Below are 15,470 nucleotides of genomic sequence, written 5' to 3' on the forward strand. Positions count from 1 at the left end.
CATAATTACCCCTTGAAAAATTTCAAGGGGTATCTAACTTTTAGGTGGTGAAAAAATGGAAAGAATCCCCCACGTGTTGCAGGCATACGGTGTTCGAGCTGAAAAGGTGGAAGAGATAACTCCGAGGCTCTATAAAGTGTTTGGACAACAACAAGTGTTTGCTTTAAAGCGTAGTTCCTTAGTGGAGACCACAAAGAGAAATTGGGAAAATGCACTTCGGTTAGCTGATTCCATGAATTTATCCTTTATAACACCAGTATTTTTAACGAAGGATGGTCAGCTCTATTACGAGTACAATAAATCCATTTATTATATGTGTCCATGGATTGAAGAAAATGGACGAAAGGATCAAGAATCATGGATTGTAAATTTCTATGAGACGATAGCTGAAATTCATAGGAAAACAAGAAAGGTGCAGAGGATACCCTTTGATAATATATCCAAATCATTTATAACTTTTCGCTCCTACTGTAGTGATTTAAGACAACATTTGCTAACCTTCGTGCAACAATTTGAGAAAAATAGATACATGTCTCCATTTGAATTACTTGTTTGTACACAATACCGGGACATAGACTTTACACTTAACGAGGTTGAAAAACGCGTTACATCTTTTTTACACGAAATGGATGACAATAATGTCGAATGGAGCTATACATTATGTCATGGTAACCTAAATACGAGACATGTAAAAAATGGATATTTTATTAATTGGGAGAAGACAAATTTAAATAATCCGGTTTTAGATTTGGTTACTTTTTTCAAAGAGGAAATTGGAAGCTATAATCCCAATAATCGTCAATATATTGATTTATTCTCAACATATATGAAAATAAATGAATTAACACTACCGGAGTTACATCTGTTTTTGATCTATCTATTATCACCTGGAGAGTATATACAGACGATTTCTGAATATGTGAATGCCGATAGAAACAAGTCCATGGTTCAATTTATAGAGAAGTTGCAACACGAGTATCGTAAGGTTTTGTTTGGTATAGAGTGGTCTGAATATATCGAAAAGGAATACGAACAAGTTGATTTAGATGATTGGGATAGTTAAATCCATTTGAGGTAAAAAGCGATTAATAAGCCGACTAGGATTCCTAATAAAATTAAATCAAAAGTTGTAGGGAAAAAGATAGTTCGTATTAATTGGAATAATAAAATTGGTAATGTTACCTTTTCTAAAATAAAAATACATTTTCGTGCCCATGGTGGTAGTTTGTACCGATAATATCTACCCATTATCATCACCTCATTTCATTTAAATTTTTATCCCCTTCATCTTCGTTCTTATCATCTTGATGAAAATAAATAGTATATAAAAATGACTTCCTTAACGGGCACTACCATCATGCTTTATGAAATATAATATGTATACATACCCTTGTTTTGTGAAAGAATAATCATAAATATTGACGTTTTTGAATCTTAACTATAAAATATTGATAGTTAAGAGGTTTTAAATTAAATTATTTTAAATGTAAATGCAGGGATTGGGAAGAGTACAATTCGGAAACCTTTAGAGAGGGAAATCTAGCGCTGAAAATTTCCTAGGATTTTTGATTTGGAAGGTCGCCCATGAAGCAGCTTCTTTGAAAATAATAGTAGAAGAAGCCGGTAACAGCCGTTATTGGAATAAGTGTACAGGTTCATGTAATACATATAATCTGTAAACAAAGGTGGTACCACGGAAGTTAGACCCTTTTCGTCCTTTTATGGATGAAAGGGGCTTTTTTGATTTCCAGAATCTACACCATCTATCAAGATATTTTTTTAAGGAGGTTTTCATCAGATGAGTGAGAAGGAGTTTACGGCACTTCCACCAAAGTACAATCCTCAGGAGGTGGAAAAAGGCCGTTATCAATTTTGGTTAGAGGGTAAATTTTTTGAGGCACCAAATGATCCAGAAAGAGAGCCATATTCGATAGTTATTCCACCCCCAAATGTAACAGGAAGATTACATTTAGGCCATGCTTGGGATACAACGATGCAGGATACCATTTCAAGAATGAAGCGTATGCAAGGATATGATGTATTATGGCTTCCTGGAATGGACCATGCGGGAATTGCAACACAAGCTAAAGTAGAAGCAAAATTAAAAGAACAAGGGACCAATCGTTACGATCTAGGGAGAGAAAAGTTTCTAGAGAAGGCTTGGGAATGGAAAGAGGAATATGCTGATTTTATCCGTTCTCAGTGGGAGAAACTTGGACTAGGACTGGATTACTCACGTGAACGCTTCACATTAGATGAAGGATTATCAGATGCTGTAAAAGAAGTATTTATAAAGTTATATGAAAAAGGACTTATCTACCGTGGGGAGTATATTATTAACTGGGACCCATCAACAAAAACAGCTTTATCTGATATAGAGGTTATTTATGAGGAAGTTCAAGGAAAATTTTATCACATGAACTATCCAATTAAAGACAGTGAGGAAACAATCGAAATTGCTACGACTCGTCCAGAAACGATGCTTGGAGATACTGCCGTAGCAGTGCATCCAAAAGACGAGCGCTATCAACATTTAATTGGGAAAACAGTTATCTTGCCAATTGTTGGTCGTGAGATTGAAATTGTTGCTGATGAATATGTAGATATGGAATTAGGTTCTGGGGCAGTAAAGATTACCCCAGCACATGATCCAAATGACTTTGAAATTGGAAATCGTCATAATTTAGAGCGAATACTAGTTATGAATGAAAATGGAAGCATGAATGAAAATGCTGGAAAATATCAAGGAATGGATCGTTTTGAATGTAGAAAACAAATTGTAAAAGATTTACAAGATATGGGTGTACTATTTGAGATTGAAGAACGTGTGCACCAGGTTGGGCATTCGGAACGGAGTGGTGCAGTTGTTGAACCATACCTTTCAACCCAATGGTTTGTAAAAATGCAGCCTCTTGCAGATGCTGTAATAGAAATGCAAGAAGGAGAAGGAAAAGTAAACTTTGTTCCGGATCGTTTCGAACGTACTTATTTAAATTGGATGGAAAATATTCGGGATTGGTGTATTTCACGACAATTATGGTGGGGGCATCGTATTCCAGCATGGTACCATAAAGAGACTGGTGAGATTTATGTTGGAAAAGAAGCTCCAAAGGACGCAGAAAATTGGGAACAGGATGAAGACGTATTAGATACATGGTTCTCTTCAGCGCTATGGCCGTTTTCAACAATGGGCTGGCCTAATACAGATGCAGAAGATTTCAAAAGGTACTTCCCAACAGATGTACTTGTAACAGGATATGATATTATCTTCTTCTGGGTTGCTAGAATGATATTCCAATCGAAGAAATTCACAGGGGAAAGACCATTTAAAGATGTTTTAATACATGGTTTAATTAGAGATTCCGAAGGCCGTAAAATGAGTAAATCATTAGGTAATGGTGTAGATCCAATGGATGTTATTGAAAAATATGGTGCGGATTCCTTAAGATACTTCCTCCTTACCGGTTCTACACCTGGACAAGATTTACGCTTTTATTGGGAAAAAGTTGAATCCACCTGGAATTTTGCAAATAAAGTTTGGAATGCATCAAGATTTTCTATCATGAACATGGAAGGATTTACTTATGATGATATCGACCTTACAGGTGAACTAACACTTGCAGATAAATGGATCTTAACAAGACTTAATGAAACCATTGAACATGTTACGAAGAATAACGATAAATATGAGTTTGGAGAATCAGGTCGCCACTTGTACAATTTTATTTGGGATGAACTATGTGATTGGTATATCGAAATGGCTAAACTCCCACTATATGGGGATGATGAAGACAAGAAAAATACAACACGTTCTGTTCTTGCTTATGTACTCGATCAAACGATGCGTATGTTACATCCATTCATGCCTTTTATTACCGAGGAAATTTGGCAAAAACTTCCTCATAAAGGTGAGTCTATAACAGTTGCTAAATGGCCACAAGTAAGAAAAGAATTTCATGATGAAAAAGCAGCCAGTGAAATGAAACGTTTAGTGTCTATTATTAAATCTGTACGTAATATTCGCGCTGAGGTAGATACACCGTTATCCAAACCAATTAAAATGATTATCGAAGCAGAAAACGAAACGGTAGTTAGTGAATTAGAAGCCAATCGAGTTTACTTAGAAAATTTCTGTAATCCTAGTGAATTATCTATTACTACAAATGTGGACGTCCCAGATAAGGCAATGACAGCAGTAGTAACAGGTGCAGAAATATATTTACCTCTAGAAGGCTTAATCGATTTTGATAAGGAAATCAAACGATTAGAAAAAGAATTAGATAAATGGAATAAGGAAGTAGAACGCGTTCAGAAGAAGCTTTCTAATCAAGGATTTGTTAGTAAAGCACCACAAAAATTAGTTGATGCAGAACGGAAAAAAGAAGAAGACTATCTTGATAAACAAGCAAAAGTGAAAGCAAGACTGGAAGAACTACAGAACCAAAAATAATTTTAGTAAAGCAGAGCATAACGATTGCTCTGCTTTTTCTAATGTACTATTTGTTTAGCAATATAAAAGTTCATTGTTAACTGTATAAAAATCTATAGAATGATCATTAATTTCATTTGGTAATTTCAAATGTGAAAATCAAACAACAAAAATCACAAAATGTCAAGAACCTTGGTATAGAGGATATAAACGATATAAAAGTGGTGATAAATTTTTATATTAGAGTATTGTACTTGAATTTTGCGGTATAGCCAGGAAATTTGTAACTGTATGTCAAACGATTTTTTAATAGAGCGACAGTATTCGTCTTACTTTTCATTTTCACTGTGCTAGAGTATAACAAACGACTCTAGTAAAGGAAGGGGACAAATATGGACGAGAAGAATCAAATTATCGTCAAGGAAAATGGTAAGGTAATCAACAAATATCCGGACCAATCCATCCAATCATCTAATCTTGAGTCAGCGGCAACCCTTCAGGAGTCAGATGAACCGGTGCAGCCATTTGATCGAAAAACTGACTTATCTAATGTTACCTTACAGAATAAAACTAGTAAATTTAAAATGTTTAAACCTGTAATTATTGCTATAGCTTCAGCAATCCTAATAGGATCTATTTTAAGTGTGATTATGTTTCAAATCTTAATTGATGTTGAATCGGACATCACCGGTCAAAGTTTGACGGCTCTTCCAGCTAGTTCCGATGAAGCTGAAAGTGATGAGAATGTAAATCATAATGGAAATGAAATGTCAAAATACTCATTAGAGCCAATTAGCGGATTTGTACTACAAGCCGGTGTTTTCTCAGAAATGGAAAACGCGGAGGCTTGGGCAGCTAATTTTAGTAGTCTCGGACTACCAACAATAGTCTGGCAACGCAATAACCAATATTATCTTTTGTTAGGAATTACTGCTACAAAGGAAAAGGCAACTAACCTGGCAGAGGAACTTAATACAGGAGAATTTGACGTATATGTCAAAGAATGGTCTACAAAAAGTCAAGAATTGCAACTAACAGAAGCAGAGTATAGTTGGTTACAGCAATTTCAGCAATCATGGCAGACGGTACTCGAGTCTCTAATATCATCGAACAGCCTTTCCAAAGATAATTGGAATAGCTTAACTAATAATCAAGTTAGTGAATCTAATACACTTTCTAAATTACTAGGCTTAACACTTAATACAGAAACACTAAGTGGCTTAGAAGCCCATCAGCAAATGCTAGAAATAATGTATGCTTATGAAAATATAAAAGAAGGAACAGATAACTAGAAAAAGTTGTCTGTTTTTTTATTTTAGACAAGAAATATATCTAAAAATAGCAATTTTTTTTAAGCAAATTTACATTTTGACTAGGTATGCCAAAGTAATTTTTTCTATTTCTCCATTTGTCAGTTTATTTAGTAGTCGTTAATATAGTGGTATCTTAATAGGGAGGAGATAGAATGCCAGCAGAATCAATTATGATTAAGGATGTACCTAAAGAAGATAGGCCACGTGAGAGACTATTAAAGTATGGGGCGAATCACTTGTCGAATCAAGAGCTTTTTGCAATTTTGTTAGGTAGTGGTACAAAGGATGAATCAGTAATGTCCCTTTCCAATCGTATTTTAATGCATTTTGAGGGTTTAAAACTATTAAAAGATGCAACAATTGAAGAATTGATAGCAATTAAAGGGATAGGTACTGCGAAAGGGGTGTTACTGTTATCGGCAATAGAAATAGGGAAGAGAATGAATCAGTATCGACCAGATGAAAAATATGTTATACGATCACCTGATGACGGAGCGGAATTTGTTATGGAGGAAATGAGAAGTTTAAAACAGGAGCATTTTGTTGTATTATTTCTCGATACTAAAAATCAAGTTATCCATAGACAAACTATTTTTATTGGTAGTCTCAATGCTTCTATCGTACATCCGCGTGAAGTTTATCGTGAAGCCGTAAAACGGTCTTCAGCTTCAATTATCGTTGTGCATAATCATCCCTCGGGAGTGCGCCTGCAAAGTGCTTAATTTTAGCGATTTCTAAGGAAATCTTGAACTCCTTACAATGTTCTATGGTCAGCATCTTACCTTAAGGGGAAACCCAAAAAGGGAACAGAGCATGATGTGAAAAGGAGAAAAGACGACTAAGCTATCTATTGGTCGAGTCAGTTCTTCAGACCAAGTGATGTATGGTAAAAGCTACACTGCTTGAATTCTAGACGAGTGAGCGATGGGTGCGCCATTGTCTACGGTAGTTAACAGGCAATGAGGGCAAAATGGAGGACGTATCTCCTGAGCGTCCTTGGGAAATGGCTACTTTCCTATCCATAGTAAGGTTTGTCCTTCAATCCTCGGGCCCCGAGGAAACCGTCAAAAGGGATACCTAACCATCACGTATCTAAAATTATATCATAATGCAGGGATTACCTACGTGCAAGTGCCAATTGGCTATTAGACAGCGGTCTAATGATTATGCATATGGTAACGGAGACTCCGTAGTACCCAACGTTTGCTTGTAATGAGTTTAGCAGGGGGAAGGGAGACAGGTTGATGTTAACGTTAACTAGAAAGGAGTCATGAACATGGCAATTAATCCATTTCGACAGTTAGACGTTATAAGGAATGCTTCTCAAAAAGGAAACATGATTATGGATTGTTACCGACTTATGTATAACAAAGAGTTGTGGATTAAAGCATATGTAAAACTATATCCGAATCCAGGAAATTTAATAAAAGGAACTTCGAATGAAACAATCGATGATTTCAGTTTACAAAAAGTAGATGACATCATAGCGCAATTAAAAGCTGGAACATTCCGTTTTGCACCGATGGTTTACATTCCTAAGTTAAATGGTAAAAAGAGACCGCTTGGAGTTCCTTATTTCAAAGATAAGTTAGTACAGGAAGTTATGAGAATGATATTGGAAAATGTTTATGAGCCAAGATTCTCTGAAAACTCACATGGGTTTAGAGAAGGTAGAAGCTGTCATACAGCACTTTCTCAAATTAAAAATACATGGAAAGGTCTCACATGGTGTATTGGAGGAGATATGAGGGGTTTCTTCAACCATATTGATCATACGGCATTACTAAAACTTATATCAAAAAAAATAAAAGATCGTCGTTTCCTACTATTAATTCATAATGCTCTTACTAATGGGGTAATGGAAAATTGGTCATTCCATAAAACCTATAGTGGCACACCACAAGGAGGTGTCATTTCTCCTATTCTAACCAATATCTATCTTCATGAGTTTGACCTGTTTATGGAAAAACAAATTAAGGGATTTAATAAAGGTAAGGTTAGAGTAAGAAATGAGGATTACATCGAGGTTCACTCTAAGATTAGAATACTTTCACGAAAGGTTAAAAGACTAGATGATATAAACCGGCATAGCCATTGGCAAGGAAGGGAGGAGTTAGTCCTAAATATCCAGGAGCTTAAAGCCAAACTAGTAAACGTTTCTTCTATGGACCTAATGGCTAAAAACAATCAAAGAATGAAATACGTCCGTTATGCCGGTGATTTTGTGATTGGAATTGCTGGCTCAAAACAGAGTGCTATAAAAATGAAAGAAACGATTAAATATTTTCTTGAAAAGGAACTTCATCTAGAGCTTAGTGATGAAAAAACATTTATTACTCATCTAGAAAATCCAATACCCTTTCTTGGATACCAATTTCACAGATGGAATGAGGCTAAGGTTAAAAGAGCTACCTATAAAAACCAAAAACATCCATTGAAGAAGAGAAGTTTATCAAGTGCGATAAAGTTAAAGATTCCTGAAAAGAAAATGAAAGAAATGGCAATTAAAAACGGATATGGTAATTTAAACAACTTTAAAATTGTACATAGAGCAAAACTAGTAAACAATTCGGAAGTGGAAATACTTCATACCTATAACACTGAATTGTGTGGAGTCGCTAATTACTACAAGTTAGCTAATAACTATCATTATTTAGATAAACTATTTTATTTAGCCGAAAGTAGTTTCATTAAAACAATCGCTAATAAACGAAGGAGCACATCTATGAAGGTTGCTTCCAGCATGCGAACCCATAAACAAGGGGGTTTATCATTTGTCAGGAAAAATGAACATGGCAATGAAAAATTACATCAGTTTGTAAAGCTGAAAGATATGCCAAGGCATAAAGGTGCAATCAAAGCAGACTCTCCTGATATTGATATCCTTAGTTAATATAATGAAATATTAGAGTAGAACTAAATTTGAACAGCGTTAATTAGCAAACAAATGCGAATCCTGTGGTATAATAGAAGGTCGGATGGAAGTTTATTCTACATCTCCGAAAGTAAAAGGACTTAAAAAAATATCTACTATACTTGAACAAGAGAATGATAGAAGGAAACAAAACAACCATTGCCTTTGTTACAAATTCCAACATGACCATCATGAGAAGCAAATTCTGATTAGTCAACTGGCGAGCCGTATACGCTGAAAGGTGTACGTACGGTTCTGAGGGGGGAATTGTGAAACCTGTTTTGGAAACAAAGTAAGGCGCATGATTCCTACCCTACGACCCAAGTCCTTCTCAAGAAGATATTCATGTTACAAGACGATTAGTTGAATCTGGAAAAATGATAGGGATTGAATTATTGGACCACCTTATCATCGGTGATCGAAAATTTGTATCGTTAAAAGAGAAAGGATACTTGTAACTTATACTATTCATTTTAGTATTTTTTTCGTATAATTATATAGAATAATAAAAGCTAGCGCCATTTTTCGATAATAATTGAATATGGCGCTTATTAAAATGATTGCGTTCGATTTGATTAATTGATTGTTTGCAACATCAAGCATTAACCGATATAGTTAATTTACAAAAGGGATTGAATTGTTGAGTTGGAGAGGGAGATTTTTGTTGGGACGATTAAGTTTTTCGCAAGATTTAGGAATTGACTTAGGAACCGCAAATACATTGGTGTTTGTAAATGGAAAGGACATAGTCGTTAGAGAACCTACAGTAGTAGCAACAAATTCGGATACTGGTGAGATTGAAGCGGTTGGGATGGCTGCGAAAAATATGATTGGGCGTACTCCAGGGAATATTCAGGTGATTCGACCAATGAAAGATGGGGTAATAGCCGACTATGATACAACTTCTGTTATGGTGAAATATTACATACAAAAGGCAATGAAAAAGCGTTCCATTTTTGCTAGGAAACCGAATGTTATGATTTGTGTTCCCTCTGGTATTACAATGGTTGAAGAAAGAGCAGTCATAGATGCAACTAAACAGGCAGGTGCAAAAGATGCGTATCCAATCGCAGAGCCTTTTGCTGCAGCAATTGGGGCTGGCCTCCCAGTTTGGGAGCCGACAGGAAGTATGATAGTTGATATTGGCGGAGGTACAACAGAAGTAGCGGTTGTTTCATTGGGAGGAATTGTAACTAGCCAATCCATTCGTATTGCTGGAGATGATATGGATGAAGCAATCATTAACCATATTCGAAAGCAATATAATTTATTAATTGGGGAAAGGTCTGCGGAGTCCGTTAAAATGGATATTGGAACAGCTGGTGAAGTTACCGAAAATCAAGAATTGGACATCCGTGGTAGGGATTTATTAACCGGCCTCCCTAAAACCGTTACCATTACGTCTAAAGAAATAGCTTCTTCATTAAATGATACGGTAGATCCCATTGTAGAAGCAGTAAAAAATACGTTAGAAAAGACACCTCCAGAACTAGCAGCAGATATCATGGATCGTGGAATTGTATTATCTGGTGGAGGTGCGTTACTAAGAAATCTAGATAAGGTAGTTAGTGAGGAGACGAAGATGCCTGTATTTGTTACAGAAAATCCGTTAGACAGTGTAGCAATTGGAACTGGTAAATCGTTGGAGTATATTCAACATTTCCGTTCCCATCCCAATGTATCTTCGAGTCTTTTCATTGATTAAGAGGGTGTAGTAATGCCATTTTTTCGAAATAAGAAATTATTTGTTTTTTTAATTAGTTTTATTATTCTTGTCGCATTAATAGGTTATTCCTTAAGGGATAGAGAAAATTTAACAGTGGTAGAGCAATTTATTAATGATACCGTTGGCTGGAGTCAAAATATCATACATACTCCTGTTACTTTTATAACGGATATCTTTTCAAATATTCAAGATTTGAAAAACACGTATAATGAAAATAAAATTTTAAGAGAACAGCTTGGACAATATAAGGGGCTAATATACGAAGTTCAAGAAATAAAAGAGGAAAATAAGGAATTAAGAAATGCTTTAGACTTAAAAGAATCTGAGTCATTAAGGGAATATCAAGTTATACAAGCTACAGTTATATCAAGGTCACCTGAGCAATGGTTAGATGTAGTAACGATTAATAAAGGGAAGCAACATGGGGTAAAAGAAAATATGGTTGTAATTACTGCGGAAGGAATGATAGGGAAAATACAAACGACACACCCATTTACCTCCAAGGTACAATTACTAACGGGGTTTGACCAATTCAACCGAATATCAGCAACTATTTCCCGAGAAGGTGAAAGTGATATTTTTGGTGTAATTGAAGGTTTTGATGATGAAACGAATACTTTGATGTTTCGAATTATCGAAGAATCGGATAAAAATATTAAAGAAGATGAGTTAGTTGTATCTTCTGGTATGGGGGGAGTTTTTCCAGCTGGAATGCCAATAGGTACGGTTAAGGAAGTAGTTCCAGACCAATATGGGTTAACACGTACAGCACTAGTAGAGCCCTCTGCAGATATGTACGAAATCAATCATGTTATGGTATTAGATCGAACGCTTACAGAGGTAGAAGAGGAGGAAGAATAGAAATGAAACGTATATATATCCCTTTATTCCTCTTTCTATTTCTTATTTTAGAAGGGATAGCAATTCAATTTTTACCATCAAATTTTCTATTAAGGGATTCTTTAATGGTACCTCATTGGATTCTTATCTTATTAATTTTTATTTCTGTCTTTTTTGATCGAACCCATACCTATTATGCATTATTGTATGCGGTTATATTTGGTTTGTTAGTAGACATTGTTTATACTGGTATACTAGGAGTCTATATGTTTTCTTATGCACTAGTTATTTATATTATTCATGTTTTGAAGAAATTCCTACAGGGAAATTTTTTCGTTACGTTTCTGTTTAGTATATTAGGACTAATTTTAAGTGATTACGTTATTACATTTATATATAATTTAGTAGGTATAATTGAAGTGAATTGGGATAACTATTGGTTAAATCGTTTAGTCCCAACAGTGACACTAAATCTAGCATTCTTTTTAATTTTCTATCCGATTCTCTCAAAAAGACTTTATAAATGGGGAAGAGAAATGAACTGGGATTAATAGGCAGGACTAATCAGTTTTAGCTGATTAGAAATGTTAATGAGGTGAACTTATTGTGCAGGATAAGAAACAGTTAATTACAATAAAAGGTACGAGGGAAGGACTTACTCTTTTTATCGACGAGTTATGTTCTTTTAATGATGCGATTAAAGAATTAGATGATAAAATAAAAAATAATAAGCCAAAAAAAGACGAACCGATTGTTTCGGTAAAAGTAAAACTGGGAAAACGCTATTTACTAGAAGAACAAGAGAACCAGTTAACCGAGATTATTAATGTAGATAATGGGTTCGAAATAGAATCTGTTGAGTCAGAGGTAATACGTAAAGAGGATGCCCTAAAATGGAAAGAAGAAAGCAAGGTAAAAGTAATAAATAAAATTATCAGATCCGGACAAGTTCTTGAAGTAAAAGGGGACTTACTATTAATTGGTGATGTAAATCCAGGTGGTAAAGTTATTTCGACAGGTAATATATATATTATGGGAAATCTATATGGTGTAGCACATGCAGGTTTTGAAGGGGATATGAATACATGCATTGTTGCTTCTTTTATGAAACCTACACAACTTAGAATTGCGGATTATATTAGTCGATCTCCAGACTATGAATCTGATGGTGTGTATATGGAATGTGGTCTTGTAGACGAAAAACAGAACAAGATCATTATTGACAGACTGCAAGTTCTAATACATAAACGGAAAGAACTCGGCAGATTCGAAAGGAGAGTACAAAATGGGTGAGGCAATAGTTATTACCTCTGGTAAAGGCGGTGTTGGTAAAACAACTACATCAGCTAATATTGGTACAGCTTTAGCTTTAATGGAGAATAAGGTTTGTTTAATAGATACAGATATTGGATTACGAAACCTTGATGTTATTATGGGATTAGAAAATAGAATCATATACGATATAGTAGATGTTATCCAAGAACGCTGTAAACTAAAGCAAGCCCTAATTAAGGATAAGCGATTTGATTATTTATCCTTACTTCCTGCAGCACAAACTAGTGATAAATCATCTGTTACATCTGAAGGAATGAGGAGAATCATTTCTGAATTAAAACAAGAATATGATTATATTATTATAGATTGTCCTGCAGGTATAGAACAGGGATTCCAAAATGCTATTGCGGGAGCGGATAGAGCGATTGTTGTTACTACACCAGAAAAGTCTAGTGTTAGAGATGCTGATCGGATTATTGGATTGCTAGAAAAGGAGGATATGAAAGAATCTCCAAGATTAGTTATCAATCGTATCCGTAATCATATGGTTAAGTCAGGTGATATGATTGATATAGATGATATCGTTCAATTGCTGTCCATTGACTTAATAGGTATTGTTGTAGATGATGAAGAGGTAATTCGCGCCTCCAATAAAGGAGAACCAGTAGCCCTCCAACCTAAATCTAAATCCTCCATTGCTTATCGTAATATTGCAAGAAGAATCTTAGGTGAATCCGTACCATTACAATCATTGGAAAATCAAATAGGAATGTTTCAAAAAGTAAAGCGATTCTTCGGAATAAGGTCATAAACTATTAAAGAGAATAATAGACAAAAAGAGATGCATGTAAAGAGGACTTTTCATGCATCTCTTTTTATATAATATAAGCTTATTATTTATGCTTTCTAAGTAGCTTGTTTGAAGATTACTTCGTAGTTGAAGGATGTTGTGCAATAAGCTATCATTTGAGCACAAATACCGCTACGGAGGCTGAGACCGTGCCCACGGAAAGCGACTGTCCGTAGTGGAAATCAACCTGCACCACTATGGAATAGAGTTAATACACATCATATATATTTTGTGACTCAATAACTAATTTTTTAAGAAAACAGCTATTGTAATTGACAATCATAAGTTAATTCATGTGTTCATATACTTGTACAAATGCTGGTGAAGGATAGTGAGGATAATGGATAAGGGAGTTAAAAGAGTACGTAAATCAATTGAGCGTAGGAAGAAATTAAGGGGGGGGGTTTCAAAAGGCAATCAGATAAGGAAGGTATACCCTAGTTTGCCTCAGGAAGAGGAGAAACATGGGTATTATCCATTTTTTGCAGATGATAATGGTGATAATACGGGGGAAAACAGCATGGTTGCTGGACTTGTTCTTAAAGGAATGCTATCAGTGATGCTTTTCCTAGGTATTGCATTAATGGAACAATCTGATTCACAGGTTCTCGAGACTCCAAAAGCTTGGACAAGTCATGCGTTAACAGAAGAATTTCCTTTTGCCCAGGTGAATGAGTGGTACCGTGAAACGTTTGGCAGTCCATTGGGTTTCTCCCCGGAATATCCGCAAACTAATGGATTAAGTGAATCTTTAGTTCTCCCAGTGAGTGGCAGTATTACAGAATCATTCCATACTAATGGAAAAGGAATTATGATAACACCTGGAGAAACTACGGAAGTTTCCGCTCTACGTGAAGGAATTGTTATTTTTGCTGGAAATGACCAAGAAACCAACAAAACTGTAGTTGTTCAGCATTCAAATGGCACAACCAGTAGTTATGGGCACTTAAGTGATATAGATGTTCATTTATATCAATTTGTGGCTAATAATCAACCATTGGGTACGTTTAAGCCATCTGTAGATAATGAAATGGTTTACTTTGCTATTGAAAAAGATAATAAATTTATTGATCCAGTTCAGGTGATTCAAGTCGATGAACAGCCATAGTATTCTTCCAAAAATACAAATTCATCCAGTTTTATTAATTTTTATTATCATTTCTATAGTAACAGGAACATTTATGGAGCTTTTCATTATATTATCCATCGTGCTTATTCATGAACTAGGACATTATATGATGGCCAAATTTTTTAAATGGCGGATTAGAAGAATTATGCTATGGGTATTTGGAGGTGTTTTAGATACAGACGAACATGGGAACCGTCCTATAAATGAGGAAGCATTAGTAACCGTGGCAGGACCATTTCAACATGTGGTTATACACCTGCTTTTATTTTTTTTGTCTTTTCTAGATACAATACCTTCGGGAATCCTAGAAATAGCATTCTATTATAATTCAATCATTCTTTTATTTAATCTTTTACCGATATTTCCGCTAGACGGAGGGAAATTTATATTATTGATATTATCAAAATACTTTCCCTATAAGCAGGCATATCATGGGATGATTATTTTCTCTATCGTTTTTAGCATCATTTTCATTATTTTGCAATTGACAATATTTTCCTTTACACTCAGTGCTATATTCATTTTGCTCTTTTTACTAATGGAAAACTGGACGGAATGGAAGCGAAGATATTACGTATTTATTCGATTTTTATTAAATCGATACGAAGGAGAGTCTCATGTCTCAAAGGTCCATCCGATAACTGTGTCTTCGGAAAGCACCTTCATGGATGTCTTTTCACGCTTTAGACGTGAGAAAAAACACCCTATCTATATTACTTATCCTGAAAAAGAGCGGATAGCAGTAGATGAAAATGATTGCCTACACACCTTCTTTAATCGTCATGAACATACTCAACCGATAGGGGACTTTTTTATAGACAACTAGGCTAAGCATAGAAATAAATTAATTTCCAAAAAGTATTTTTTACGAATGGTATTCTTAAAAGATTGTTGTTTATGAAATTGGTAAGTACTATCCACATTGATTCAGTGGCCATTTTTGGTTACTGCACAATTAATACAATTGCGAGTAGTAATTGTCACAAAGCATAGA

The 15,470-nt window shown here is 35.1% G+C and carries 13 protein-coding genes, 1 pseudogene and 1 other annotated feature; of the genes and pseudogenes, 13 read left to right on the forward strand and 1 reads right to left on the reverse strand.

Annotated elements, in window-relative coordinates; translation table 11 throughout:
- Positions 1 to 55: 55 nt before the first annotated feature.
- Positions 56 to 1,063: a protein kinase family protein gene (locus CAO17_RS05085; RefSeq protein WP_085991775.1), complete on the forward strand. Its 1,008-nt coding sequence runs from the start codon at positions 56 to 58 to the stop codon at positions 1,061 to 1,063.
- Here CAO17_RS05085 and CAO17_RS05090 read toward each other — a convergent pair.
- Positions 1,060 to 1,251, reverse strand: a complete 192-nt coding sequence (locus CAO17_RS05090; protein ID WP_245831921.1) for a hypothetical protein — start codon at positions 1,249 to 1,251, stop codon at positions 1,060 to 1,062. The two genes, CAO17_RS05085 and CAO17_RS05090, sit on opposite strands and share 4 nt — an antisense overlap.
- A 235-nt stretch (positions 1,252 to 1,486) precedes the next feature.
- Positions 1,487 to 1,722: a binding site (T-box leader), on the forward strand.
- Between the two features lie 76 nt (positions 1,723 to 1,798).
- Here CAO17_RS05090 and CAO17_RS05095 point away from each other — a divergent pair.
- The 12 genes and pseudogenes from CAO17_RS05095 (at position 1,799) to CAO17_RS05150 (ending at position 15,302) form a co-directional block, all read left to right on the forward strand.
- Complete coding sequence (locus CAO17_RS05095; protein ID WP_085991777.1) at positions 1,799 to 4,450, forward strand: valine--tRNA ligase; 2,652 nt, start codon at positions 1,799 to 1,801, stop codon at positions 4,448 to 4,450.
- 371 nt (positions 4,451 to 4,821) lie between these two features.
- Complete coding sequence (locus CAO17_RS05100) at positions 4,822 to 5,721, forward strand: SPOR domain-containing protein (RefSeq protein ID WP_085991778.1); 900 nt, start codon at positions 4,822 to 4,824, stop codon at positions 5,719 to 5,721.
- Positions 5,722 to 5,894: 173 nt separating this feature from the next.
- Positions 5,895 to 6,464, forward strand: coding sequence for a RadC family protein (radC, locus tag CAO17_RS05105; RefSeq protein ID WP_085991779.1), 570 nt, complete (start codon positions 5,895 to 5,897; stop codon positions 6,462 to 6,464).
- Between the two features lie 554 nt (positions 6,465 to 7,018).
- Positions 7,019 to 8,635, forward strand: a complete 1,617-nt coding sequence (locus CAO17_RS05110) for a reverse transcriptase/maturase family protein (RefSeq protein ID WP_245831765.1) — start codon at positions 7,019 to 7,021, stop codon at positions 8,633 to 8,635.
- A gap of 338 nt (positions 8,636 to 8,973) precedes the next feature.
- Positions 8,974 to 9,114, forward strand: a pseudogene (locus tag CAO17_RS05115) (JAB domain-containing protein); the annotation flags it as partial.
- Between the two features lie 206 nt (positions 9,115 to 9,320).
- A complete protein-coding gene (locus CAO17_RS05120; RefSeq protein ID WP_085991781.1) occupies positions 9,321 to 10,361 on the forward strand; it encodes a rod shape-determining protein in 1,041 nt (346 codons plus the stop codon).
- A 12-nt stretch (positions 10,362 to 10,373) separates the two neighbouring features.
- A complete protein-coding gene (gene mreC, locus CAO17_RS05125) occupies positions 10,374 to 11,243 on the forward strand; it encodes a rod shape-determining protein MreC (RefSeq protein ID WP_085991782.1) in 870 nt (289 codons plus the stop codon).
- Between the two features lie 2 nt (positions 11,244 to 11,245).
- Positions 11,246 to 11,773: a rod shape-determining protein MreD gene (gene mreD / locus CAO17_RS05130; RefSeq protein ID WP_085991783.1), complete on the forward strand. Its 528-nt coding sequence runs from the start codon at positions 11,246 to 11,248 to the stop codon at positions 11,771 to 11,773.
- Positions 11,774 to 11,828: 55 nt separating this feature from the next.
- Positions 11,829 to 12,515 carry a septum site-determining protein MinC gene (gene minC / locus CAO17_RS05135; protein WP_085991784.1) on the forward strand — a complete coding sequence of 229 codons (687 nt, stop codon included), beginning with the start codon at positions 11,829 to 11,831 and terminating at the stop codon, positions 12,513 to 12,515.
- Positions 12,508 to 13,308, forward strand: a complete 801-nt coding sequence (gene minD / locus CAO17_RS05140; RefSeq protein WP_085991785.1) for a septum site-determining protein MinD — start codon at positions 12,508 to 12,510, stop codon at positions 13,306 to 13,308. Before minC ends, minD begins: the two co-directional genes overlap by 8 nt.
- A 379-nt stretch (positions 13,309 to 13,687) precedes the next feature.
- Positions 13,688 to 14,455, forward strand: a complete 768-nt coding sequence (locus CAO17_RS05145; RefSeq protein ID WP_085991786.1) for a M23 family metallopeptidase — start codon at positions 13,688 to 13,690, stop codon at positions 14,453 to 14,455.
- Entirely contained in the window at positions 14,442 to 15,302 is an 861-nt protein-coding gene (locus CAO17_RS05150; protein WP_085991787.1) for a site-2 protease family protein, read from the forward strand. The genes CAO17_RS05145 and CAO17_RS05150 overlap by 14 nt, the downstream gene beginning before the upstream one ends.
- Positions 15,303 to 15,470: the final 168 nt, after the last annotated feature.

The sequence above is a fragment of the Oceanobacillus senegalensis genome, from assembly GCF_900176885.1.
Classification (GTDB): domain Bacteria; phylum Bacillota; class Bacilli; order Bacillales; family Amphibacillaceae; genus Oceanobacillus; species Oceanobacillus senegalensis.